Source organism: Neptunomonas japonica JAMM 1380 (assembly GCF_016592555.1).
GTDB classification, from domain to species: domain Bacteria; phylum Pseudomonadota; class Gammaproteobacteria; order Pseudomonadales; family Balneatricaceae; genus Neptunomonas; species Neptunomonas japonica_A.
This window is the reverse complement of sequence record NZ_AP014546.1, coordinates 1013953-1039467: the sequence shown is the minus strand read 5'-3', so window position 1 is coordinate 1039467 and position 25515 is coordinate 1013953. Positions and strand designations below refer to the sequence as shown.

The 25515-nt window shown below is 41.3% G+C and carries 20 protein-coding genes; 3 read left to right on the top strand and 17 right to left on the bottom strand.

The window, feature by feature from the left end; all coding sequences use genetic code 11:
- Positions 1 to 29 precede the first annotated feature (29 nt).
- The 12 genes from NEJAP_RS04705 to NEJAP_RS04650 form a co-directional block, all read right to left on the bottom strand.
- On the bottom strand, positions 30 to 1448 hold the full coding sequence (locus NEJAP_RS04705; protein ID WP_201349530.1) for a mannose-1-phosphate guanylyltransferase/mannose-6-phosphate isomerase: 1419 nt from the start codon (positions 1446 to 1448) through the stop codon (positions 30 to 32).
- 32 nt (positions 1449 to 1480) lie between these two features.
- Positions 1481 to 2239 carry a WecB/TagA/CpsF family glycosyltransferase gene (locus NEJAP_RS04700; RefSeq protein ID WP_201349529.1) on the bottom strand — a complete coding sequence of 253 codons (759 nt, stop codon included), beginning with the start codon at positions 2237 to 2239 and terminating at the stop codon, positions 1481 to 1483.
- Entirely contained in the window at positions 2226 to 3431 is a 1206-nt protein-coding gene (locus tag NEJAP_RS04695; protein WP_236591066.1) for an aspartate-semialdehyde dehydrogenase, read from the bottom strand. The genes NEJAP_RS04700 and NEJAP_RS04695 overlap by 14 nt, the downstream gene beginning before the upstream one ends.
- The gene (locus NEJAP_RS04690) at positions 3424 to 5598 is read right to left on the bottom strand and encodes a bi-domain-containing oxidoreductase (RefSeq protein WP_201349528.1); all 2175 of its coding nucleotides are present in this window, start codon (positions 5596 to 5598) and stop codon (positions 3424 to 3426) included. Before NEJAP_RS04690 ends, NEJAP_RS04695 begins: the two co-directional genes overlap by 8 nt.
- A gap of 24 nt (positions 5599 to 5622) precedes the next feature.
- On the bottom strand, positions 5623 to 6960 hold the full coding sequence (locus NEJAP_RS04685; RefSeq protein ID WP_201349527.1) for a hypothetical protein: 1338 nt from the start codon (positions 6958 to 6960) through the stop codon (positions 5623 to 5625).
- Entirely contained in the window at positions 6957 to 8027 is a 1071-nt protein-coding gene (locus tag NEJAP_RS04680; protein WP_201349526.1) for a glycosyltransferase family 4 protein, read from the bottom strand. The genes NEJAP_RS04685 and NEJAP_RS04680 overlap by 4 nt, the downstream gene beginning before the upstream one ends.
- On the bottom strand, positions 8024 to 8383 hold the full coding sequence (locus tag NEJAP_RS19335; protein ID WP_329610950.1) for a polysaccharide pyruvyl transferase family protein: 360 nt from the start codon (positions 8381 to 8383) through the stop codon (positions 8024 to 8026). Before NEJAP_RS19335 ends, NEJAP_RS04680 begins: the two co-directional genes overlap by 4 nt.
- 17 nt (positions 8384 to 8400) lie before the next feature.
- Positions 8401 to 9159 carry a polysaccharide pyruvyl transferase family protein gene (locus tag NEJAP_RS04670; protein ID WP_201349525.1) on the bottom strand — a complete coding sequence of 253 codons (759 nt, stop codon included), beginning with the start codon at positions 9157 to 9159 and terminating at the stop codon, positions 8401 to 8403.
- Positions 9156 to 10334: a hypothetical protein gene (locus NEJAP_RS04665; protein WP_201349524.1), complete on the bottom strand. Its 1179-nt coding sequence runs from the start codon at positions 10332 to 10334 to the stop codon at positions 9156 to 9158. Before NEJAP_RS04665 ends, NEJAP_RS04670 begins: the two co-directional genes overlap by 4 nt.
- A gap of 62 nt (positions 10335 to 10396) precedes the next feature.
- The gene (locus NEJAP_RS04660; RefSeq protein ID WP_329610931.1) at positions 10397 to 11065 is read right to left on the bottom strand and encodes an O-antigen ligase family protein; all 669 of its coding nucleotides are present in this window, start codon (positions 11063 to 11065) and stop codon (positions 10397 to 10399) included.
- Between the two features lie 469 nt (positions 11066 to 11534).
- The gene (locus NEJAP_RS04655) at positions 11535 to 11957 is read right to left on the bottom strand and encodes a serine O-acetyltransferase (RefSeq protein WP_201349522.1); all 423 of its coding nucleotides are present in this window, start codon (positions 11955 to 11957) and stop codon (positions 11535 to 11537) included.
- Positions 11958 to 12162: 205 nt separating this feature from the next.
- Positions 12163 to 13608: an undecaprenyl-phosphate glucose phosphotransferase gene (locus NEJAP_RS04650; protein WP_236591064.1), complete on the bottom strand. Its 1446-nt coding sequence runs from the start codon at positions 13606 to 13608 to the stop codon at positions 12163 to 12165.
- Positions 13609 to 13872: 264 nt separating this feature from the next.
- Between NEJAP_RS04650 and NEJAP_RS04645 the strand changes: the two genes are divergently transcribed.
- From NEJAP_RS04645 to NEJAP_RS04635, 3 genes are all read left to right on the top strand, one after another.
- Positions 13873 to 14418 (top strand): hypothetical protein, encoded by a 546-nt coding sequence (locus NEJAP_RS04645; protein ID WP_201349521.1) that lies wholly within the window; start codon positions 13873 to 13875, stop codon positions 14416 to 14418.
- Between the two features lie 128 nt (positions 14419 to 14546).
- Positions 14547 to 15890 carry an O-antigen ligase family protein gene (locus NEJAP_RS04640; protein WP_201349520.1) on the top strand — a complete coding sequence of 448 codons (1344 nt, stop codon included), beginning with the start codon at positions 14547 to 14549 and terminating at the stop codon, positions 15888 to 15890.
- Positions 15891 to 15946: 56 nt separating this feature from the next.
- Positions 15947 to 17290 carry a UDP-glucose dehydrogenase family protein gene (locus NEJAP_RS04635; RefSeq protein ID WP_201349519.1) on the top strand — a complete coding sequence of 448 codons (1344 nt, stop codon included), beginning with the start codon at positions 15947 to 15949 and terminating at the stop codon, positions 17288 to 17290.
- Positions 17291 to 17392: 102 nt separating this feature from the next.
- Here the strand turns inward: NEJAP_RS04635 and NEJAP_RS04630 are convergent, their stop codons facing one another.
- The 5 genes from NEJAP_RS04630 to aceE all read right to left on the bottom strand — a co-directional run bounded on the left by NEJAP_RS04630 (position 17393) and on the right by aceE (position 25422).
- Positions 17393 to 17974, bottom strand: coding sequence for a PEP-CTERM sorting domain-containing protein (locus NEJAP_RS04630; RefSeq protein ID WP_201349518.1), 582 nt, complete (start codon positions 17972 to 17974; stop codon positions 17393 to 17395).
- Between the two features lie 122 nt (positions 17975 to 18096).
- Entirely contained in the window at positions 18097 to 19350 is a 1254-nt protein-coding gene (gene wecC / locus NEJAP_RS04625) for a UDP-N-acetyl-D-mannosamine dehydrogenase (RefSeq protein WP_201349517.1), read from the bottom strand.
- Between the two features lie 96 nt (positions 19351 to 19446).
- A complete protein-coding gene (wecB, locus tag NEJAP_RS04620; protein ID WP_201349516.1) occupies positions 19447 to 20568 on the bottom strand; it encodes a non-hydrolyzing UDP-N-acetylglucosamine 2-epimerase in 1122 nt (373 codons plus the stop codon).
- 164 nt (positions 20569 to 20732) lie between these two features.
- Positions 20733 to 22670, bottom strand: a complete 1938-nt coding sequence (aceF, locus tag NEJAP_RS04615) for a pyruvate dehydrogenase complex dihydrolipoyllysine-residue acetyltransferase (protein ID WP_201349515.1) — start codon at positions 22668 to 22670, stop codon at positions 20733 to 20735.
- 91 nt (positions 22671 to 22761) lie between these two features.
- Positions 22762 to 25422 (bottom strand): pyruvate dehydrogenase (acetyl-transferring), homodimeric type, encoded by a 2661-nt coding sequence (aceE, locus tag NEJAP_RS04610; RefSeq protein WP_236591063.1) that lies wholly within the window; start codon positions 25420 to 25422, stop codon positions 22762 to 22764.
- Between the last annotated feature and the right edge of the window lie 93 nt (positions 25423 to 25515).

Genomic DNA, 25515 nt, shown 5'->3' with positions numbered 1-25515 from the left:
ACACTACCTGTAGTTAAACAAGTTACTATTTATTCTACACGCCCATAGCGGTCTTCAAAGCGTACAATATCGTCTTCGTCTAAATAAGCACCAGACTGCACTTCGATTAACTCCAGATTAACTTTACCCGGGTTCTCTAATGCATGAACCGCAGTAATGGGTATATAAACCGATTGGTTCTCGGTTAGGTATCGCTCTTCATTATCGACCGTTACTTTGGCAGTACCCGAAACAACGATCCAGTGTTCGGCACGGTGGTGGTGCATCTGCACCGACAACTTAGCACCGGGTTTAACCGTAATCCTTTTAACTTGATAACGCTCACCCGTGTCAATCGAGTCGTACTTGCCCCATGGGCGATACACTTCACGGTGCTGGAAATGCTCGGAACGGTCGTTGTCTTTAATCTCGGCAACAATCGCTTTTACATTCTGAATTTTATCTTTGTGTGCAACTAACAAAGCATCTTTGGTATCAACAATAATGAGGTCATCAACACCCAAAGTCGTGATCAAGCGATCGTCAGACATCACTAACGAGCCGCGTGTATCGTGTGCAATCACATCGCCTGACAGCACATTGTTTTGCTCATCTTTGGGTTTGATATCCCACAACGCAGACCAGCTACCTACATCACTCCAACCGGCATCCAATGGCACAACCGCCACTGAATCACCACCATCAACAGCACTTAATGGCTCCATGACTGCATAATCGATAGACTCATCCGGGCAGGCTTTAAATGCATCGGCATCCACGCGAATAAAATCAAAATCCGCGGCGGTAGTTTGCATCGCGGCTTGGCAGGCAGAAAGAATATCGGGGCGAAACTTACCTAGCTCTTCTAAATAGCGATCGGCACGGAACATAAACATACCGCTGTTCCAATAATACTCACCCGAATCGACATATTGCACGGCTGTTTTCATATCAGGTTTTTCAACAAAACCCTCAACCTGAAAACCACCGGCTTGTGAGTAGCTCCCTCGCTTAATATAACCGTAGCCCGTTTCTGGCTGTGTTGGCACAATACCAAAAGTCACAAACTTACCGGCAACGGCTAGTGGCTCTGCTAATGCAACGGCATCACGAAATGCATTCTCGTTTTCAATCACATGGTCAGCAGCCAAGACTAACAATGGCTCTTCACCCTTCCCTTTAGCAACGGCATCCAAGGCGGCCAAAGCAATAGCAGGCGCGGTGTTACGCCCAACAGGCTCCAAAAATACAGAACACGCCTGTGAAATCTGGCGCATTTGCTCTGCTGCCAAAAAGCGATGCTCTTCGTTACAGATCACATTAACGGTATCGACTTTTTTTAAGCGCTTTACCGTTTCTTGCAACATGGTTAAATCAGAATTTAACGGTAAAAACTGCTTTGGATATTGGGTACGAGACAGTGGCCACAAACGTGTACCAGAACCACCAGAGAGAATGATAGGGATCATTAGAAAATCCTAAATAAATCGTGTTGAATCGTTTAAACGTTATTATGCTTAGTATCTTTCAAAAACCCTAACTTAGCCTGAACAAGTAACCAAGCAAACTGGGAATTAGTCACTAAGTAACGCTTCCACATACGCCTTGGCTCTTGAATAACGCGATACAACCATTCTAGCCCATATTTTTGCATCCAGACGGGCGCCCTGCTCACCTTACCGGCCACCACATCAAAGGTACCGCCTACACCCATAACAAAATCTACACCGAGCTCATCTTTCCAACGGTTGATAAAATTCTCTTTTTTAGGTGATGTAATCGCTACAAATAACAAGCGTGCACCAGACGCTTTAATTTGCTCAACCACCGCCTGCTCATCATCCCAAAAGTAACCGTGATGCGTGCCTGCAATAGTCAACTGAGGATGCTGAGCTTGCATCACTTCGCCGGTTTTGGTGACAACCTCTTCTTTTGCACCCAAATAAAACACCGGAAAACCTTCTCGCTCAGCCATAGCGTTGAGCTCGGCAAACAGATCAACACCCGAAACCCGCTCGCCAACGTTATGGCCTAAAAAACGCGCACCCCATACAACACCCATACCATCAATATTAATGATATCGCATTCGGTAACAGACTTTGCGAGCTCTGGGTCTTTACGCATATTAACGAGCTTGGCAACATTAACGACTACATGCTGGGTAAACTGCTGGCTTAATATTCTTTCAGAAATCGCACTAACCGTATCCGACATGCTGCCGGAATCCATAGGGCTACCCAGAAAATTAATACGATTCATTGCGTTTAGCCTGCATTTGATTGAAGTATGAAAAAGAATAATAAACCCAAGCCTGGGTCCACCGTGTATAGTTAATCTTATTTACAAAGCGTTTTGTTTTTTGATAGACGAATCGCTTTTTATCAGAAAGGTAAAGCTCATTAATAGACCAACCAATGACCTTTTCAGCCAGATCAAAATCTTCTTGTGTACCGCCCACTTTTAATAGCGTGATCACAGCTTGGGCAACGGAGTGCATATCAAGCGGGTAGCGGTTGTTGTTGTAATATTTAGCCGTGCCATCTTCATCAAAAAAATGGGTTTTGTAATACGCTAACCCTTTTTCGATGGGCTCATCGAACTCAGAAACATCGAGTGTTTTACGAATCAGATCAAGTGCCTCAAGGTTATACCCCGTATGGAAACCATCTATAAACTGGTGGTGATGACGCGCCCCATACACCCACGATCCATCTTCTGCTTGCTCACCAGCCGATTGACGAGCAGCCTTTAAAGCCATATCACAATAAAGCGTGTTTTGAGTGTAACGACCAACAACAGCAACCCACGCAGCAGCCCAAAGGCTAGCGTTATGAACAAAGGCTGTCTCACCTGGAATATAAGCAAAGAAAGATCGACCGTCTGCTTCGGTGTAAAGCGTGTTAACGATAAAACTAGCGGAGTCTAACGCTGGCTCACGAAACTTTTCTGCCTCACCCGAGCCTTGCTGCTCAAGGATATTCGCTAAGGCAAACAAAGCTTGAGACACATAAATAGTAGTAATAACGTTCGGCTTACCTTGTGGCACATAGAAAGCACGCGCCTTCCAATCAAAATGGTAGCCCCAACAAGCATGCTGCCACTTATCCTGGTCACATTGCTGAGTCAGTAGCCAATCAGCAAGAGCGACAGCTTCATCTAGATAAGACGCATCAGATGTTCGTTTATAATCTTGTAATAAACCAAGAATAAATAAACCGATACCTTTAGGGTTTCTCTTTTTAGCCACACCCAATATCGGACGAAGATTAAAGGGAGATTGTTTAAATAGTTGAATCCAAGCAAGGCCTGCAATGCCTTTGCGTAATACAGGCATCACATTGAAAAGCTTACTATTCAAACCATCGAAAGGATCGTAGCCCGCAAAACTATCTTTGCGAGCTCCGTCCAACATCTGATTTTTAATTATCTCTACCGAAAATGATTTATTCATTGTTTAAAATAGACAAGTCAACTTTCATTGCAGACCCAGATGCTAGCGATTCGACAGCAAGGATCGTCGCTAAGCTATTAGACATCAGGCACGAATGATCAATACATTCACTGCCAGTTTTGACCGCTTTAAGCCAAGACTTGAGCATAGCTTTTTGTCCTTTATCTTGAGCGCCGAGTTTAGTAGATTGAACCGAAGTATCACCAGCAAATAAATCTAACTCTTTGAAATCTTTAATAATAGCACTGCGACCACCACCAAAAACTTCGACATACTCTTTTGCCATCGCCTTTGACCCATCAGCACAGTAGATGATGTTCGCAATGCTGCCATTTTGGAAAGCTAAAGTAATAACAACATTATCATTCAACATCGCAGACTTATCTGCTTTTGCTGTACCGATACAAGAAACACTGACAGGATTGCTTTGTGTTAATGCTGAAGCAAGATCAACAAAGTGACACCCTTCGCCAATGACTCTGCCGCCACCAACTTCTGGGTCTTGAATCCAATGGTCTGCAGGAATTTGCCCTGAATTAATACGAATATTAACAACTAAAGGAGACTTAACCGTGTCAAAGTGCTTAATAGCTTCAACAGTCAACGGGGCAAATCGGCGGTTAAAACCTACCATAACAGTAGCCATAGACTTCGTCTTGGCAGCTTGAACTATCTGCAACTCTTCTACATTTAACGCTAGTGGTTTTTCAACATAAACATGTTTATTCGCATCAAGCGCTCTACTCACTGAATCGGCATGTGTGTCATGTCGTGTAACAACCATAATGGCATCAGAATCTTTTTCTAATAGCTCTGCGTAGTCACCTGCACAAAAAGAAAAACCAAACTGCTTAGCAACACCTTGCGCTGTACGACCACTCGCGGTCACTAAACCACGAAGCTCAATATCAGAATCATCTTTTAGCGGCGGCAATAAACTAGCTGTCGCATAATTACCTGCACCAAAGAATGAAATACCTACTTTGCTTGATGTAATAGGCTTACTAGCAGTAGAGATACGCGAAAGCGCTACCTGTGAGGAGGCTTTAGCATCGTATTGCATAATGATACCAAGGTAAGGCTCTGTTTTCGCACCTTCAATTAACTGATAAGCTTCTGCAGCCTCATCAACGTTATAGCGATGAGAAATTAAGGATTTAACATCCATTTTCTCTTCAGCAATCAGCTCAAGAAAAGACTGCATATTGCGTTGTTCGGTAAAGCGAACGTAACCCAAAGGATAATCGTTACCGTTTTCCTCATAAAAAGGATCATAACGCCCAGGACCGTATGAGCGTGAAATAACAACGTTTATTTCTTTCTTGAAATAATCTTCTCGAGGTATATCCATACGAACAGCGCCAACAACAACGACACGGCCCTTCTCACGAGTGCAAGCACCACATAGTTCTATTGGCTGGTTACTTGAAGTCCCTGCACATACAAGAACACCATCAACGCCATGGCCTGCAGTTAACTCTTTACACAATCCATCAACATCAGACCCTGGATAAGCACCAATTGCGCCAAAGCCTTCGGCTCGCTGAACTAAATCACTATCTAAATCAGTTGCTATAACTCGACATCCATTAGCTCTTAATAATTGGACAGCGATTTGGCCTAATAAACCAAGCCCTAAAATAAGGAAAGTCTCACCAAGTTTAGGATCGGCTAAACGAACCCCTTGCATCGCGATGGAACCCACCGTAGTAAATGCTGCTTCTTCATCTGTAACATTAGCAGGTATTTTAACTACAAGATTTTTAGGAATGGCCACAAACTCAGCATGATTTGCATAATCAGCCCCGCCACATGCAACGCGATCGCCCGGCTGAATACCTTCGACCAAACCACCTGCAGCAATAACTTCACCCGCGCAGCTATAGCCTAACGGTGAAGGAGAGTCTAATCTGGATTTAACCGTTTGTATGGTTTTTTGTAAGCCTTCTGTTTTAATTTTTTGCAGGACTTGTTTAACCAAATCTGGGCGAGCTTTTGCTTTTTGCAAAAGGCTTTTTTTTCCCATATCGATTTTAGTTTTCTCAGTCCCAGCACTAATAACAGAAGCAGTGTTTCTAACTAATACGAACTTATCATTTAAAGTAGGTACAGGTACTTCATTTACTTCGACTACACCCGTCCGTAAAGTTTGTGTTACTTGTTTCATCCTATTACTATCCTTGGAATACTGTTAATCATTAACTAATTCAATGAGCTTATTTACAATTAGAGGGGTCTTCCCAGCACTGGTTTTAAAAGGCTTATCAATAACAACAAATTCAATGTTCATAGCAATCTCTTTAGAATCAAAGTAGCTCGACCATGATATATTGTCTTTAGAAGATGTTATCCAGATAGTTAGCTCTCCTTGTTCAAATTGGCTAACTTGAATAAAGTCAGCATATTCGAAAATTTTATGGTGCCTTCCAAATATAAGAGCAGTCAAAGAAATTTTTCTACTATTAAAATCTTCAACAAATTCACCAATACGTCCCTGCTTAATCTTAAAAGAAGAAAGGAAACCATTTTGCACTGAAACTGGTTCAATCAAATCTTCGGTGTCATATCTAATAAGCGGACTACTCCAGTTGTGGAGAGTAGAACCGATCAAATGATAATTTTCTTCTACTTTACATGCCTCAGCGTAACCATAACTATGAAATGGAAAATACACATCCTTCTCTTCCATTTCTCCAGCCAGAACACACATTTCAGAGTGTCCATACCAAGATATAGCCTTAACGCCTAAACTCTCTTCTATAAAATTACGATATATGCCAGCAGGGAGTTCTGATCCCAAAAAAACACCTTTTACAGAAGACTTCAAAACAGTCATTACATCTGGATATGATTGAGATACTTTAAGCAGGAATTCATAAATAGCGCTAGGGTAGCCATGAAGATAACTTATAGAATATTTCTTAACTATTAATTCTAGAGCATTAACTACTTTATCAAAGTCACAGTAAGCATTAACCTGGAACTCATTGTGAATGAAATTATATCTAATAGGCTCATCTCCAATATTCATGCCCCGTAAAGTTAACTTTACATCATTTGTTGTATATCCCAACCTAGACCATATTTTATGCATATGAGCCCATTCACGAGCATATGCTTCAGAATCAATAAGTAAGCTCAATGGCTGCCCGCTTGTGCCTCCAGTATTAGTGGGTATTCCGACGGAACCGACAACAGATCGTTGCTCTAGTGAATAACCACGTAGATCCGACTTTCTTAATATTGGTATATTACAAAGATCTTTAAATTCTGATAATGAATTGGGGTTAAAGCCATGGTTATCATAAAACTTTCGATAAAAATAAACATTTTCATAAGCATGTATCGTTAAATTTTTCATGCTTAAAAAAACATCTTGCTCACTAGCTTTTTTCTCTAGGCCTTTATTGTATTTAATATAATCATTTCCTAATCTATACTGAAATGGAATACCGGCTAGCCTCGTACCGACAAATGCAGGAAGCCTACTTACAATTTTTTTTGCATATAGTAATAAAAACTTCTTCACTTACTACTCTCCAAAATATCAACAAGTCTACTCGTATAGTTTTTTATGTCGTAGTCTTTTAGGAAATCCCAATCAATAGATTTATAATCAGAATTTAATATTTTTTTCCCAGCAGAAAGAAGTGAGTAAAAATCCCCTAATTCAGCAACAAAACCTTGCTTAGGATTTACAATTTGTTTCATAGAACCAATATCATATGCTACAACTGGTGCTCCTAAAACTTGAGCCTCCAAAACAACTAAACCAAAAGAATCGTCATAACTTGGATACAAAAACAAATCAGCCATAGCTAGAACTTTATTTTTTTCATCTGTTTCGAGAAAACCTAGAAACTCAACATCTTCAATTTCTTCTTTGTGGATATAGCTAAAAACTTCAGCTTCAAAATCATTAGAGGTAAAACTGCCTACCATTTTCAAACAGCAAGGCATCTCTTTCTTTAACTCTTTATAAGCTTTTAAAACATCCATAATACCTTTTGATGGGCGAAAATTAGACATATGTACTATAGTTTTTCCATAAAAACCATCTACTTTTTTTGAAGCTATTTGTTCAGGTAAAGATAGGTCCACAGAGTTATTTAAATAAAACCGTCCCTTTGTACCATAATGATATTTAAATTCATCTAGCACCACTCTCTTACTAACATGAACGATATAAGTTCTCGAGAACATGACGAAATATAAAGCCCTCCAAACTCTACTCGATGATCTATCAGCAACCCCTAAACCATGTAAATGTAAAAATATCTTAGCGCGAGATAATTTTAAAATTAAAACAACAATTAAATCTCTAAAAAAAACACCTCCTCTAACATTCGGAGTGAAATAAATAACATCTAATGAATCAGAAAAAAAAATAATTCTTAACAAGGAAAAACAATGTTTAATATAAACAATTAATTTACTTAAGAGCCTGCCACCTATATCTTTTAAATCATTACTAAATCTATAATCATATTTAGATACTTCATAACTACTTTTTAGCTCACTACAAAGCAGTTCATTGATAATAGAAACACCATGTTTCGGTGGCGGGAACTGCCCAACAAAAAGCAATTTTCTCATGACAAAAGTCTCTCTATATCATTTAAATATTGATTCAAACTCATGACCGGAGAATATTTTTCTATCTTCATTATAGATTCAAATTTTTCAAGAGCGTCTTTCTCATTAAGTGAACATATACGATGTTCCAACTGAACTTCTTTAAAACAATATTTAAATTTATCTTGCCAAGCTAAAGCAACAAAAGGAACACCTAGACAAGCAGCTCCAATAGCCGCGTGCATTCGTGTTGCTACAACAAAATTGTACCTATTAATTACACTTAATAGCTCTAATGAGTTAGTAGGAGCTATAATTTCTCCACCACCTCCACAACTCTTTCTTAGGTAATGTGCTACCTCATAATCCCTTACGATATCCGTAACGAGAAAATCTATATCAACATTATGATTTTTTTGTTTTTGAAGTAGTTAACTATATCAGCGACAAATGAATAGTAAAAATCAGAATCGCTATCCGACTTATTATGAGAAACTCTTTTACTACCATAAGGAAAGACTGAAATTAACACTCTATATTTATCTGTCTTATTATTTTTTTTTGCACTCTTTAAAAGTTCCTCGGCAAAAAATACAGGATCAGGCAAAACAGATACTTTTAATTTAGGGTTGTATTTCTCTAATATTGATTTTGAAAGCTCATCTCTAACTATAGAAAATTTAAGTCTAAGCGCAATTCTTTTAGCCAAAAACCTACCAAACTTACTATTTAAAGGACCAATACCTGCCAAGAAAAACGCCGGCTCTGCTCCTGCCAAACGACTTAATAAGACTAATATCAATAAATGTAAAGGAAATATAAAGTCTATATCCATCAAGAGATTACCACCGCCAATAAGTATTTTTTCTGACTTTCTGGCTTCGTTGTAAAAAGACTTATAATATCGCCACTTAATAACTGGCAAAGAAATATCGTATAAAATCTTTATTACCCGAATACTTCTTAAAACCTCCTTAATTTTATTTTTTTCAACCACACCATCACTTTTAGAAGTGGCATGATTAAAGTTAATCCTAAAAAACTTATATTCATAATCGCTCATATCAGACAGCATTGACCTTATACAATCAGTTATAGCTTGATCCCCGATATTTGAGCACTCTGCTAATCCAACATGCAACAACCTTGTCATTTATGTCTCCAAATAAAAAAAGTCAGAACTAAAACTGCTAAAAAATTACAAACAGAAATAATAATTGGTATTGAGATAACACCTAAACCATATGAATAAAAATATAAACCCATTACAGTAAAAATATTTGAAAAAATGACTACTGCTGAAAGAAAAATGTTTTTGCTTTTATAATTGAAAATCAATGATATTAACTTAAGAATATATATTACTGCAGATGAAACAAGCATAAAAAACATAAGATTTGAATTAAAATACATTGTTGCAGGGAAAACAAAATGAAATATCCAAGGTGATATAAAATAAAAAATAAAAAATGCACACACAGCAACCAACGATGTTTTATATAAGCACGCAATATTTCCCGTTGAAAAATAAACAGGGGTGATTTTTTTATATAAAGAATCCAAAAATATTGAAAAAATTAAAACTATTTGAACTTGTGACAAATAACTAGCAGCAACACTAGAGTCAAAATTTTGAGCTACGACTTGTCGCTCAAAAAATATCAATGCTGATACTGATAAACTGTAGGGAATAAGAGGAATTGAATACTTAATAATTTTATAATTAACGGCCGGAATACGTATTTTTTTTACTATACTTTCACGATACCAAGTTATAAAAATAATAATTGATAACAGATAACCGAACATAAGTGCATAAGCCCGATCTTGCCAAACCAAAGCATGAATTTGCCCTAGTACAATAACTCCTAACCCAGACACAATTGACGCATATATTGTAAATAAAAAATAGCGTCGTGCATTATTCTTTGAATGGGACACAGCCACTATTGTTAGATGACACCACTGCCCAACACCAACAATTAAAACAATCCAACTTAGCTCTTTTTCAATAAGAAATGAAAGATCAATAAAAATCAGCACGAACGTTAGAAAAGCTACTGATACAATCATCCATATAAAAGTCGATACTAAAACATCAACATCTTCAATTTCGACTTTATCGTTAGTGGATGACTGCCTGATAAAATAACTTCTTGTATGCATTCCTATTATCGAAGGCATCATTCCCAGAACCGCTGAAAACACACCTAGCTGAACATATTCTTTATTAGTTGCATAATACGAAAAATAAACAATCACAATAAAGGATATAAAAGCATTTCCAATTGATGATAAAAAATAAAAGTTAAAAAAACTTTTCAGCATAAACACCCTATTGAATCATACACTTATTAAAATGTGATATATCACTTAGAAAACTGAAAAAGCTAATGCCTTATTGCCTTATACTGCCTAAAATCACCCAGAACAATCCCAAAAACCGCCCAGTAAAGAATACCAAACGTTGGCTGTTCTAAGTAAACATTTAATATAGAAAAAAAGCTCATACCAACAAGCACTGTCAAATATACTTTAGAGTCAGCATTTACATTTACTCCTCTAGAAAATAATTTAAAAGTAAAATACACTACAAAGACAAATGGAACCCATCCTAAAAAATACAAATAACTTAAGTATGAATTATGCTGCAGAGCATAGGATACCGACTCTCCTTTAGAATCTAAACCATATTTGAAGTATTCACCAAAACCAACACCAAAAAAATCTTCAAACGAATTTATAAATATTGATTTATAATAAAACAATCTAGACTCCGTGTTACCATCACCTCCAGAATACGAATCAATAAACTTACTCATTATCACATTACCAAAATCTGTGAAGATAATAACAATGAAACCAATAAAAACTGCGGCCAAAGGTCGATAAAGAGCTTTAATATTGCCATTAATTGTAATCCAATATAAAATTTGCACACAAAAAGCCAAGTACATTGACCGATGTGCTGCAGCGCCCGAAAATATTATTATTATTATTAATGAAGATACTACTTTAACTTTTCCAGAAACCCACCCTGACAGCAAAAAAGCGAACATAACAAAGCATATTGATATTGAAAAATACGTATGAAATCGGGCCCTTTCATGTGAGCTAGTCAATGCAAATGCTAACTCTTTATAAAATGGGAGCATTCCAATCAAACACAGCAAAAGTAAAAAGAAACAAAGTTTTGATGCTTGAAATGATTTTAGTTTTATATTCCTTGTCATTAAGCTAGTTATTGGCATAAAAAAATTAAAGATTGAATAATAGGGTCTGCTGGCAGACCAACATCTACTGAATATACAATGCAATACCAAATAGCAATAAAGAATGCAGGTATCCAAAGAAGGTCATAGCTAGTGAATTTGTTTTTGAAAAAAGGAAGAAAAGCTATACTTAAGATTATTAAAAGCATAGCGGCTGCGTAATCTAAATCATATTCTCTTAATGCACGTCCTAATACGGCAAAAATAACTAAGTATATTAGGTATATGTATTTACATGAAAAGCTAACGAACCTCATTATCGTTTTGTTCCAAAAACTACTTCTTTCTCTAGTTCTAAAATAACAACATCGCCATTACTTTTTACTAAGCTTCTTTTATCAATATTTTTCGTAACGACTGCATTTGCGGATATTACGGAAGATTTACCAATTGTAACATTGCCTAATATCTTTGCACCGCAACCGATTTTAACTCCACTTTCAATAACAACAAACCCACTTCCTAATGTTACTTGGTGTAGAATTAAACAGCCCTCACCTATTACGCTATTCTGTCCTATTACAGTTCCCTGCCCATGCCATATTTGGACTTTTTCTCCAATTTTTGCATTATAGTATATTTCGATTCCAGTTAAAAAATATCCTAAATTTGTTATAACCCGGCCAATCAAGGGTTTTGATAATCTATAATTCAATCTATATAGAAATAAAGCTAACATGGACCTATCCAGCAGTATCAAGCTAACAACTGTCAGGTAATTTATCTTTTTTATTCCTCTTCTCTCACTAGCAGAAATACAATAGCTATAAAAAATCCCTTTATTCAAATAAGCGAATACAGTCATACATAAAAAAGAAACGAAAAAAACACTAACAAAAAAATAACATATTTATTAAAGGCCTTGACTATTTTATCGTAACTTCTTAGTAGATATTTTTTGACACTAGGCTCAACGGTGTTTTCATTAATATATTAATATCCAACGCCAATGACCAATTATTGATATATGCTAAATCAAACTCTACGCGCTTTTGCATTTTATCAAGTGTTTCAGTCTCGCCACGGTAGCCTTTTACCTGTGCTAACCCCGTAATACCCGGTTTAATGCGATGCCGCGCAAGGTAGGCATCAATCTTGCCTGAGTAATAATCATTATGCGATACCGCATGAGGCCTTGGCCCAACAAGCGACATTGTTCCATTTAATACGTTAAATAGCTGTGGTAGCTCATCGATAGATGATTTACGTATAAAGCTGCCTATTTTAGTGACACGCGGGTCTTCTTTTGTTGCTTGCTGCACTACATCTGCATCGGCATGGAGTTTCATACTGCGGAATTTATAGATCTCGATAATTTTGCCATCAAACCCATGGCGCTGCTGTTTAAAAAATACCGGCCCGGGTGATGAGCGCTTAACCGCGATAGCAATACCAAGCAATAATGGTGACAACGCTACTAAAGCAATCACAGCAATAACCCTGTCCATTATGCCCTTAAGTACAATAGGCACTCGCGATGAGGTAAGCGGGCTTTCGTTCAGCGATATAAGCGGCACACCGGCCACCTCTCTTACGGAGTGGTTAAGTAGATTGAGCGCAAAAATATCGGGTACCCATATTACATCTACGTTCATATCCAGTAGATCAATATGCAAGTTTTCAATTTGTTGTGATGCACCTAGCGGCAGTGCAACATAGATACGCCGGATTCCGCTTTCTTTAATGATTGATCTTAATTCAAGTAGCGTACCCAGTATCGGAGCTGGCATGGCCGCTACCGACGCAGCGTCTGCTGTTTCTTTATTAGCCACTATCATGCCCATAACACGATCTGGCAACCAACGATTTTCCATTAGGCTTTTAGCAAGGTGCTGCGCGATGGCTCCATCGCCAATGACTAAAACAGGGAGCTGTTGTGTTGAGCGGTCGTTGTAATGCTTAATCGCTTTATTTAAGCAGAGATGGTTAAACAATTGCAGCCCAAGCGCCGTTGGCACCCATAAAATTAATACTTGGCGCGAGAACATCTCTGTAGTTTTTGTTAAAAAGCCTAACAACAATAAAATTAATAACAAAAAACACCACGCCGCTGTTACACGCCCCATTAGGCGCCACTGGCTAGACGAGCGTCGATACACACCACGCGCAGAGTAAATGGCAAAAAGTGCCAATACCGTAATAATGGCTAAAAAACGATAGTGAGCAGGGATGCTTTGCAATTTAACAAAAGTGAGTACAGCTAAGGAGCCTGTAACCATAAACAGGTCTGCGAACAACTGTATCCAAAACATAAGCGTTTGGTGATTTCGCAATAAACGACGGCCACGCTGTATAGATGGCGCAGGTGATTGATGTAGACTAAAATCCATCGCTCTCATCCCTAAAAACTTCTAATTATTCCATTTTACTGAAGCAGCGTGACAACTCTATTTCAGTATCAACAAATATTTAATATTTGTACTATGCTATTTTAAGCGACAGTCTAAATTAAACAAATGTTTTCAATTAGCGCTATCATAATGCACTCGGTTGCTGCTGTGCAACATTTGATCAGTTTTTCTTTGCATCTAGGTTATAAGCTTGTTAGCATTCCGACTCATCTTTCATTTAATTGATTTTGCAAGGAGCATGCAATGCGCCGACTATTACTAGGTGTTGTGGTAGGGATTTTACCGTTTACTTCTGCCTTCGCTGATGTAGCTTCCGATCTAGAAACTGGGCAACCTATGGCCAGCATTTTTTCTAATGCTCAAGCACAAGGCTCTAGCGTTGAGAGTATTCTTGGTTCGGTTATCGCGTCTAACAGCGGTTTAGGTGCAGAAGCAGTATGTTCTGCTGTCACATTAGAACCTGCCAATGCGGCCTCTCTTGCTGAATTTGCTATTGCTAGTGGCTTACCTAGCTCTGCTGTTGCTACATCTGCAATGCAATGCGCACCAGAGCAAGCACCTGCTGTTTTCTCTCGTATGCAAGAGTTAGGCGTACCTAATGATGAGCTTTTAGCCTCTGCATTAGAAGCCGGGCAAGATCCGACTACGTTGCTTGAAGCTACAGCCGCCGGTAACCCACAAGCGCCAGGGCTGAACATTGCTCCAGGCCAAAGAGGCCGCCCTGTTACTCCTCCACCTTTCGGTTCTAATGCCGGCGGTGGCGGCGGCGGTAACGCCAGCCCAAGCTAAGTATTAGCTAAACCAATTAGAGGCATCTTAAGGATGCCTTTTTTTATGATTGTTTATTACGAACCCACCCAGTTATCACTGGTTTAGATTATGCCTAATTTATTGATGATATTAGGCTTTAGGCATTTATGGACAAACCCCACTCCACAGCAGACAACTCTATTTTTTACGCTTTTTTAGGGTTATTGGTTTGGCTTCCTCTCCCGATGGGCAGCAATAGATTGTGGTCATTAGCTTTTTTTAGTGCGGCCGCCCTCTTACTACTTTCATACTGGTGTTTTCTTTTTCTGCATCAGCGCGTTAGTAGCTCCAGACCATTGCGCAAAGCATGGCCAGCCATTGCCCTACTTCTTTTGGCTGCGTTTGCCAGCACGTTCCAGGCAATACCCGGTTTATCGCTTTCTGTAGAGCCCTTTAGATCACAACAGCAAACACTGCTCAGCTTTGCTTTAATTGCTTTTTTCACACTGTCTCTGGCGCTTCTTAATAGCCACAAACGTATAAAACTTGCCGCCTATACATTAATTGCATGCGGCCTATTCCAAGCAATTTATGGCAGCCTAATGACCTTAACCGGTACCGAGTTTGGTTTCTTCACCCATAAAGACAGTTACAACGGCGTTGCGACTGGCACATTCATAAACAGAAACCACCTCGCTGGCTACCTAGTTATTTGCCTTTCTATTGGCTTAGGTATGATGATCGCTACACTTAAATCAACTGCATCAGGCAACTGGCGCAACCGCCTACGGCGCTGGATGAACGCCTTACTAGGCACCAAGGCACTACTACGCATCACCCTTGTTATGATGGTCATTGCCTTAGTGCTCACACACTCTCGAATGGGCAACACTTCATTTTTTGCTGCCATGATGATTACCGGCGCTCTTGCTTTGCTATTAGGGCGTCGTGCTTCGCGCTCAACCATTATTCTGCTAACCAGCCTACTTGTTATTGATGTTTTTATTGTGGGTACGTTTTTTGGTATCGAGAAAGTGGTAGACAGGCTAGAACAAACAACCGCAACAAGAGAGAGCCGCGACGAGGTAGATCTTTATAGCCTTGAGCTTTTTAACAATAACCTGTTAATGGGAACAGGCTCCGGTACTTTTTATACCGCCTTTCCTGAAGTACGAAAAAAAGATATAACACTATTTATTGACCATGCGCATAACGACTATTTAGAGTTTTTGACTGAGCGTGGTCTCATTGGCTTTACCCCGCTACTTATTGCAGCCTTATTAACTTTTATTATTGCCCTTAAAGCCCAATGGATGCGTAAAAGCCCTCTGATGAGGGGGCTCTCATTCGGCTGCTTAATGTCGATGATCGCCATGGGGCTACATGCAACTGTCGACTTTAATTTGCAAATACCCGCTAACGCTGCGTCCTTTATGTTGATACTGGCTTTTGGCTGGATCTCTTTATATTTTAAGCCACAAAAAGGGCCTAACACTGTCGTTAATCGTTAAAAGCATCCCTTATGTTTTTTCGGTATAATCATTTTATTTTTCAGGAATAGTCTTTCATGAAGATTACAGTATTTGGTACTGGCTACGTGGGCTTGGTGACTGGTACATGTTTGGCTGATGTGGGTCACGATGTACTTTGTGTCGATATTGATGAAGACAAGATTGAAGGGCTTAAAAACGGCATTATTCCCATCTACGAGCCGGGTCTTGAGCCCATGGTTGTGCGCAACCATAAAGAAGGCCGCCTTAACTTTACAACCGATGCAGAAACAGCCGTTAAACACGGTACGCTACAGTTTATTGCGGTAGGCACTCCTCCTGATGAAGACGGCTCTGCCGACTTACAATATGTGTTAGCGGTTGCCAAGACTATTGGCCAGCATATGGACGGCTATAAAGTCATTATTGATAAGTCTACCGTGCCTGTTGGCACTGCCGATAAAGTTAATATCGCTATTGCTGGTGTCCTAGCAGAACGCGATTACCAAACAGATTACGCTGTTTGCTCTAACCCCGAGTTTTTAAAAGAAGGTGCTGCCATTGAAGATTTCAGCAAGCCTTCACGTATTGTTGTGGGCACCGATTCTGAGCAAGTATGCGAGTTAATGCATGAATGTTATGGGCCTTATAACCGCAACCATGACAAATTAATTTTTATGGATGTTCGCGCTGCAGAGCTAACCAAATATGCCGCCAACGCCATGCTGGCAACTAAGATTAGCTTTATGAATGAGATGTCTCAATTAGCTGAACATCTTAACGTTGATGTTGAACAGGTACGCTTAGGTATTGGTTCTGACCCACGTATTGGTTATCAGTTTATCTATCCTGGCTGCGGCTACGGTGGCTCTTGCTTTCCTAAAGATGTACAAGCCCTCGCACGCACCGCCGACTCTGCTGGTTACGATGCTCAACTGCTTAAAGCTGTTGAAGCCGTAAACTACCGCCAGAAAGAAACTTTATTTGCAAAACTGCAACGCGCTTTTGATGGCGACCTTGCAGGCAAAACCATTGCATTGTGGGGCTTATCATTTAAACCCAATACCGATGATATGCGCGCAGCACCAAGCCGCGTATTAATGGAGTCACTCTGGGAAGCCGGCGCCAAGGTTATTGCCTACGACCCTGAGGCCATGAACGAAACACACAGAATTTATGGCAAGCGTGATGACTTAACCCTAGTGGGCACACGCGAGATCGCCGCCGAAGGTGCTGATGCATTAGTCATTTGTACTGAGTGGAAAGCGTTTCGTGCAGTGGATTTTAGCTGGCTAAAAGAGAAGCTCAACTTCCCTGTTATTGTTGATGGCCGCAACCTTTACAACCCAGAAGAAGTTAAAAAAGCAGGCTTAATGTATTACGCTGTTGGCCGTGGTGATTCATTAAAAGATAGCATCTAGCTCACTATACAAACAAAAAAGCCTGAAAGTGATTTCAGGCTTTTTTATGTCTTACCTACATACTTTTAACTAGATAAAAGTACTCATAAAACTAGTTTAGCTTTATGCAGTCATCTCACGCGATATACGCTTACGCGCAGCAACACCCAACAAGCCTAACGACAGCAACAACAGGCTAGAGGGCTCAGGTACATCAAAGCGTGCTGATGTAGCAGTCAATACACCTTCAAAATAAGTATCTACAATCCAGTTACCAGCTGTTGGCAGCGTATAGGCATCTGTCCAAAAAGCTAAAGCTTGCTGGCCACCTGCTTGCCACGCATTAATGTCACTCCAAAGAATTTCGATATTATTAAAATGCGAATACGTTGCAGCAAAAGGATCTTCATACCAAAAAACAAGCCATTGGAATGTAGAAGCACTTCCGAACGTTTCATCCGTTGCTTGCGCTAGCGCTTGCAAGTCGAGCATCTCAGAAATACGGACCTCATCACCAGCACCAAAATGGCCACCAGCAGCAGGCCCTGCTACATTATGCGGCGTAGGAAACCCAGCTGCAGCACTGTATACAGTCGCACCAGGCGATACATTAGGGTTTTGTGAAAAAGGAATAATAGAAGCAACTGCACTTCCACTGTAAACAATAAACGCAATCAGAATTGATTTAATAAACGTACGAGCCATTGCGTACCTCCATGTAAATTATTGGCAGAAAAAACAGATGTTTAAAACTTAACCTATCAGCACCCAAAAGGATAGCCTCTTGGCATGACACTTTTAATAAAGCACATGCCAAGCCAATAAAACTAACCAATAATACCGCGAGTATCTATCACGACTTTAGTGGCGAACTGAGTTTTATCTGCTGATTTAAACTCTTTGTGATCCACTAAAATGACAATCACATTGGCTTTATCTAATGCATTCTCAAGACTAGATAGCTCAATTTCTGATTCAGCCAACTTAGCGGGCAAAGCTCCAATGTTAGGCTCAACAGCAATAATTTCACCTACATTACGTTTAACCAACTCTTCTACAATGTGTAGCGCTGGGCTTTCACGTAGATCATCAATATCGGCTTTAAATGCTAAACCTAGGCAGGCAATCACCGGGCGCTTAAACTCATCAGCTGCTTTAGTGATTTGATCAATCACATAATGCGGCTTAGCATCGTTCGTTAAACGTGCTTGCTTGATGATTTTTGCTTCTTCAGGGCAGCTATCAACAATAAACCATGGATCAACAGCAATACAATGTCCGCCCACACCTGGCCCCGGGTTAAGAATATTGACACGCGGGTGGCGGTTAGCGAGTTTTACCAACTCCCATACGTTAATTTTTAACTTGTCGCAGATAACTGAAAGCTCATTTGCAAAAGCAATGTTCACATCGCGGAACGAGTTCTCTGTTAGCTTGGCCATCTCTGCTGTGCGTGCGTTTGTTACAATACACTCACCGCGTACAAACGTTTTGTAAAGCTCAACTGCTCTATCACTACATGCTTTAGACATACCACCAATAACACGGTCGTTTGATACAAGTTCTTGCAGGACGTAACCCGGTAAAACACGCTCCGGGCAATGCGCTACTTTAATATCTGCGGCGCTACCTTTATCCTGCGGGAAGCTAAGATCTGGGCGAGCTTCTGCTAACCACGCCGACATCTTCTCTGTTGTACCGACAGGTGAAGTCGACTCAAGCACGACTAAGTTACCTTTTTCTAACACCGGCGCTATACGTTTTACTGCAGATTCAATATAAGACAGATCTGGCTTATGCTCACCATCATTACTTGCAATAAAGGGTGTTGGTACTGCTACCATAAATACGTCTGCAGGTTCTGGTGTCGTTGTTGCGCGCAAGTTACCTGTTGTTACCACACTGCGTACAACGATATCTAAATCAGGTTCTACAATATGAATTTTACCCGCGTTAATGGTATCAACCGCCGACTGCACAACATCAACACCTATAACATTAATGCCACGCGATGCGATAATTGCCGCTGTTGGTAACCCGATATAACCTAAGCCGATAACCGATACTGTTTCAAAACTCATTGTTTACTTACCTGTTTAAAAATGAAATTCGCTACTGATACTAAGCATAATAAAAAGATGCTTTAGATATACTTAATGCCGCTTAATACTGCTTACTTAACTGCACTTAAGCGTATCTACAATTTTCTGGCATGCCGTACCATCACCATAAGGGTTTATGGCTCTCGCCATAGAATCATACTTTTCTTGCGATTCCATTAACTCAACAACCCCCGCGACTATTCTTTCGTAGTCAGTACCCACTAACTCAACGGTTCCTGCATCGACTGCTTCAGGGCGCTCTGTGTTATCTCGCATGACCAATACCGGCTTACCTAGCGAGGGTGCTTCTTCTTGAATACCACCCGAGTCCGTCAAGATAAGGTGACTACGATTCATCAGATAAACAAATGGCAGGTAGTCTTGCGGGTCGATTAGATAGATATTATCAACACCCTTTAAAAGCCGATTGACAGGCTCTTGTACATTAGGGTTTAAGTGAACAGGGTAAACAATTTGTGACTCCGGGTAACGTTTGGCGATATCAGCCAATGCTTCACAAATACGCTCAAAACCACCGCCAAAAGACTCACGTCGATGGCCTGTCACTAGAATGAGCTTTCTGCTCTCATCAAGAAAAGGAAAGCGCGACGATAATGTTGATTCAAGCGAGCTATCCGTGGCAATTTTATCCACAACCCAATGCAACGCATCAATAACCGTATTACCGGTAATCGACAGGTATTGTGCGGGTACTTTTTCATCGACGAGATTTTGATACGATAGCTGCGTAGGTGCAAAGTGCCATTTAGTTAGCGTTGCTGTCAGCTTTCTGTTGGCTTCTTCTGGCCATGGCGAGTATATATCACCAGTTCTTAGCCCTGCTTCAACATGCCCTACGGGAATCTGCTCGTAAAATGCAGCTAAGGCGGTCGAAAAAGTAGTGCTGGTGTCACCGTGAACTAAAACAACATCCGGCTTAAATTCACGCAGAACTTCGCGAATGCCTAATAATATACGCGAGGTTACATCAAAAAGATCTTGGCCGGGCTTCATAATATTTAGATCATAATCAGGCTTTATTTCAAAAAGCCCCAAAACTTGATCTAACATTTCACGATGCTGGGCGGTCACACACACGCGACTTTCTAACTCACCCTCTTTTGCCAGCGCTTTTACGAGAGGAGCCATTTTAATCGCTTCGGGACGCGTTCCGAAAACCGTCAATATCTTTTTCATAGTATCCTTACAGAGTAAAAATTTTATCTCAGCTAAATTAACTTTTTAAGCAAAATGTTGCAAGGCACAACAGCGCCTTAGCAGAGTTTCAGACAAAAAAAACGGGGTCCCTAAAAGGAACCCCGTAAGCTAAGCCAAGGGACTTGCTAAAACGTTACATGGCATCACAGCATCAAGCGACGAATATCACTCAGCAAGCTGTTCAGGTAAGTAAGGAACCGGCCTGCATCACCGCCATTAATGGCACGATGATCGTATGATAAGCACAATGGCAACATCATACGTGGCTCAAACTCTTTACCGTTCCAGCGCGGCTTGATATCTGCTTTAGAGACACCCAAGATTCCTACTTCAGGTGCGTTGACGATTGGCGTAAAGCCAGTTCCGCCAATACCGCCTAAGCTAGAAATTGTGAAGCATGCACCCTGCATTTCGTTTGGCTTGAGCTTGCGATCTTTCGCTTTACCCGCCAATTCGTTTGCTTCCAAAGACAACTCATAAATTGATTTTTTATCCGCATCTTTGATCACGGGTACCATCAAGCCATTTGGCGTATCAACAGCCAAACCAATATTGATGTATTTTTTGTAGACGACATGCTCACCGTCTGCATCCAGTGATGCATTGAATTTTGGATTTTCAGCTAATGCTTTAGCAACCGCTTTGATCATGAAAGGCAGCGGTGTCAATTTAACACCTGCTTTTAGTGCTTCTTCTTTCATGCCTTTACGGAACGCTTCTAGCTCAGTGATATCAGCATCATCAAACTGAGTGACATGCGGAATATTCAACCAGCAGCGAGACATATTTGCTGCCGTTAATTTACCGATTTTGCTCAGCTTAACTTTTTCGATTTCACCAAACTTACTGAAATCAACAGCGGGGATTGCCGGAATACCCGAACCACCAGTGACTGCTGCCGCTACTGGCTTTTCTTTCAGTTGCTTCAGTGCGCTTTTCACATACGCTTGCACATCTTCTTTAAGAACACGGCCATTACGGCCATTCCCTTTTACTTCACTCAGATCAACGCCGTACTCACGCGCCACCGCACGAACAGCAGGCCCCGCATTGATTTTGCGATTTTTCTTCTCAAGATCAACCTGATTAACAGCCGGTGCCGGCGCTGCAGGAGAAGCAACTGGCGCGGGTGCAGCGGGTGCCGATGCAGGCGCTGCTGCAACTGGCGCAGAGACTGGAGCAACACTTCCTGCAACTTCCAGAACGATAAGCACGTCGCCTTCGTTACAAGTACTGCCTTCAGTGATCTTAACTTCTTTAACTGTACCGCCCTTAGGGGCTGGCACTTCCATTGATGCTTTATCAGTTTCTAGTGCGATTAGGCTATCGCCCTCAGCAATCACATCGCCAGGCTTAACCATCACTTCGATAACATCAACGTCGGTAGCACCGCTCAAGTCAGGCACTAATACGTCTTCAACACCACCAGCAACCGGCGCAGCAGGCGCGGCTACCGGAGCAGAAGCCGCTGGAGCCGGCGCAGCTACAGGTGCGGCTGTTGGCGCTGTAGAACTACCCACTTCAAGCAGTACTAATAGATCGCCCTCACTACAAGTGCCACCTTCTGAAATTTTCACTTCAACGACTTTACCGCCCATTGGAGCAGGCACTTCCATTGATGCTTTGTCGGTTTCCAATGCGATCAGGCTATCACCCTCTTCAATCACATCGCCCGGCTTAACCATTACTTCGATAACATCTACATCTGCTGCGCCACTCAAGTCAGGCACTAAAACCTGTTCGATTGATGTGGCAGTAGGTGCCGCGACTGCAGCTGGTGCAGGTGCTGCAGCAACCGGAGCCGCTTCAACAGGGGCAGCCACTGGCGCGGCAACTTCTGCTGTATCTGTGCTTAGCGTTAGGATAACGTCACCTTCGTTGCAGGTGTCGCCTTCATTAATCATTACTTCTACGACGGTGCCCGCTTGTTCTGCTGGGACTTCCATCGATGCCTTATCTGTTTCCAAAGCCATTAGGCTATCGCCTTCAGCGACTACGTCACCGGCCTTAACCAATACTTCGATAACATCAACATCTTCTGCGCCGCTTAAATCTGGAACTGTAATTGTGATTGTGCTCACGATAATGTCCTCTGTTCGTTTTTCGCCATTGCGTTCAATTCAACTTGTAAAATCAGCAGGCCTGAGCAAACGCTCAGGCATTTATAAGGACTTACACAGTCCACGGCGCTGGTTTTTCTGGGTTGAGATTGAATTTCTGCATGGCTTTAGCGACGACTGAAGCTTCTACCTTGCCATCTTCTTGCAGTGCTCTTAGCGCTGCAACGACTACGTAATAACGGTTAACTTCGAAGAATTCACGTAGTTTTGCACGCGTATCAGAACGACCGTAACCATCGGTACCCAACACTTTATAACGTGCTGGAATGTATTCACGTAGTTGATCAGCATACAAACGAATGTAATCTGTAGCAGCAATCACCGGACCCTGACGATCTTTCAAGCACTCAGTTACATAAGCCACTTGCGGCTCTGCTTCTGGATGCAGTAGGTTGTATCGCTCAACACCTTGCGCATCACGACGCAATTCGTTGATAGACGTTGTGCTCCATACATCAGACTCAATACCGTACTCTTCACGCAAGATCACACCGGCTTCTTCAACTTCACGCAAGATAGTACCGCAGCCCATCAACTGAACTTTTAGCTCAGCATCTTTACCTTCTTTGAGCATGTACATACCTTTAATGATGCCTTCTTCAGCGCCAGTAGGCATCTCTGGGTGCGAGTAGTTTTCGTTCATGGTCGTGATGTAGTAGAAGCGATTCTCGCCTTCGTGATACATACGACGAATACCGTCTTGAACAATAACGGTTAGCTCGTAACCATAAGTAGGGTCATAAGATACGCAGTTAGGAATCATCTGCGCCATCAAGTGACTGTGGCCATCTTGATGCTGCAAGCCTTCACCGTTCAACGTTGTTCGACCTGCGGTAGCACCGATCAAGAACCCGCGCGCCTGCATATCGCCAGCAGCCCAGATCAAGTCCATTACACGCTGGAAACCAAACATTGAGTAGAAGATGTAGAACGGAATCATCGGGCAGTTGTTGTTTGCATAAGATGTTGCACATGCAATCCAAGCAGACGTTGCACCGGCTTCGTTAATACCTTCTTCAAGAATCTGGCCTGTTTTAGATTCTTTGTAGAACATGATCTGGTCGCTATCATGTGGCACATAACGCTGACCTTCCGAGGTATAAATACCTAGCTGACGGAACATACCTTCCATACCGAAAGTACGCGCTTCATCCGGAATAATCGGAACAATACGCTCTCCGATATTTTTATCTTTAACCAATGTATTCAATACACGGTTCAAAGACATCTGCGTTGAAAGCTCACGCTCTCCACTACCTTTTAGGTTGTTAGAGAAAGCTTCTAGTGCTGGTGTTTCAAGCTGTTGTACTTCGTTGCGGCGTACTGGGTAGAAACCACCCAATTTTTTACGGCGCTCTAACATGTACTTCATTTCTGGTGATTCAGCTGAAGGGCGGTAGTAAGGAACCTCTTTCAACTGCTCATCATTCAATGGAATAGAGAAACGATCACGGAAATCTTTAAGATCGTCGATCGCTACTTTTTTCATTGAGTGAGTATCGTTTTTCGCTTCGCCAGACTTACCTGTACCGTAACCCTTAACCGTTTGCGCTAGGATTACTGTAGGACGCCCTGTGCTGTTCATTGCCTGCTGATAAGCGGCATAAACTTTATACGGGTCATGACCACCACGGTTAAGGTTCATGATCTCGTCATCTGACATATCCTTAACCATTTCTAGTAGCTCAGGATATTTTCCGAAGAAATGCTCACGCGTGTATGCGCCGCCGTTGGCTTTAAAGTTTTGCAATTCACCATCGCAAACCTCATCCATACGTTTTTGCAATAAACCGTGCTCATCTTTTTCAAATAGTGGATCCCAATGACGGCCCCACAAGCACTTAATAACATTCCAACCAGCACCGCGGAATACACCTTCGAGCTCTTGGACAATTTTACCGTTACCACGAACAGGGCCATCAAGACGCTGTAGGTTACAGTTGATTACAAATACGAGGTTTTCTAGCTGCTCACGACCTGCCAATGCAATAGCACCCAAAGACTCTGGCTCATCACACTCACCATCACCCAAAAATGCCCATACTTTACGATCGCCACGGTTAATTAGGCTACGTGCAGACAAGTAACGCATCACGTGCGCTTGGTAGATTGCCTGGATCGGACCAAGACCCATAGATACCGTTGGGAACTGCCAGAAATCAGGCATCAACCACGGGTGCGGGTATGAAGAAAGACCGTGACCATCTACTTCACGACGAAAGTTATCTAGCTGATCTTCTGTTAATCGGCCTTCAAGGTAAGCACGCGCATAAATACCTGGAGAGATATGGCCTTGGAAAAACACCATATCTGAATCTTGCCCGCCTTCATTACCACGGAAGAAGTAGTTGAAGCCAATGTCATATAATGTTGCAGAAGAAGAGAAACTAGAAATATGACCACCAAGGCCATCTTTATTGTCGTTCGCTCGCATAACCATTGCCATTGCATTCCAACGAATGAATGAACGGATGCGACGCTCCATAAACAGATCACCCGGCATGCGGATTTCATCTTTGGAGGAAATAGTATTGCGGTAAGGGGTAGTAACAGAACCTAAGCTATCAACACCCATGTCAGACGCTTTACGCCCTAGCTGTGCTAATAAAAATCGAGCACGGTCATCGCCATCATTATTTGCGACGGACTCAAGTGCTTCTAACCATTCAGTTGTTTCAATTGGATCGATGTCATCAATATATTTGTCTTGCACGTTGCCTTCTCCACGTATGCTTTAAGCACTTATCCCTTGTAGTTATAAACAGCAGGCTTCTTTTTTAATGCTTTTATAGTGCAAACCGAGCCT

Coding starts and splice junctions, on each gene's coding strand:
- NEJAP_RS04705 (WP_201349530.1), bottom strand. CDS start 1,448: ATGATCCCTATCATTCTCTCTGGTGGTTCTGGTACACGTTTGTGGCCA.
- NEJAP_RS04700 (WP_201349529.1), bottom strand. CDS start 2,239: ATGAATCGTATTAATTTTCTGGGTAGCCCTATGGATTCCGGCAGCATG.
- NEJAP_RS04695 (WP_236591066.1), bottom strand. CDS start 3,431: ATGAATAAATCATTTTCGGTAGAGATAATTAAAAATCAGATGTTGGAC.
- NEJAP_RS04690 (WP_201349528.1), bottom strand. CDS start 5,598: ATGAAACAAGTAACACAAACTTTACGGACGGGTGTAGTCGAAGTAAAT.
- NEJAP_RS04680 (WP_201349526.1), bottom strand. CDS start 8,027: ATGAGAAAATTGCTTTTTGTTGGGCAGTTCCCGCCACCGAAACATGGT.
- NEJAP_RS04670 (WP_201349525.1), bottom strand. CDS start 9,159: ATGACAAGGTTGTTGCATGTTGGATTAGCAGAGTGCTCAAATATCGGG.
- NEJAP_RS04665 (WP_201349524.1), bottom strand. CDS start 10,334: ATGCTGAAAAGTTTTTTTAACTTTTATTTTTTATCATCAATTGGAAAT.
- NEJAP_RS04660 (WP_329610931.1), bottom strand. CDS start 11,065: ATGTTCGCTTTTTTGCTGTCAGGGTGGGTTTCTGGAAAAGTTAAAGTA.
- NEJAP_RS04655 (WP_201349522.1), bottom strand. CDS start 11,957: ATGTTAGCTTTATTTCTATATAGATTGAATTATAGATTATCAAAACCC.
- NEJAP_RS04650 (WP_236591064.1), bottom strand. CDS start 13,608: ATGGATTTTAGTCTACATCAATCACCTGCGCCATCTATACAGCGTGGC.
- NEJAP_RS04645 (WP_201349521.1), top strand. CDS start 13,873: ATGCGCCGACTATTACTAGGTGTTGTGGTAGGGATTTTACCGTTTACT.
- NEJAP_RS04640 (WP_201349520.1), top strand. CDS start 14,547: ATGGACAAACCCCACTCCACAGCAGACAACTCTATTTTTTACGCTTTT.
- NEJAP_RS04635 (WP_201349519.1), top strand. CDS start 15,947: ATGAAGATTACAGTATTTGGTACTGGCTACGTGGGCTTGGTGACTGGT.
- NEJAP_RS04630 (WP_201349518.1), bottom strand. CDS start 17,974: ATGGCTCGTACGTTTATTAAATCAATTCTGATTGCGTTTATTGTTTAC.
- wecC (WP_201349517.1), bottom strand. CDS start 19,350: ATGAGTTTTGAAACAGTATCGGTTATCGGCTTAGGTTATATCGGGTTA.
- wecB (WP_201349516.1), bottom strand. CDS start 20,568: ATGAAAAAGATATTGACGGTTTTCGGAACGCGTCCCGAAGCGATTAAA.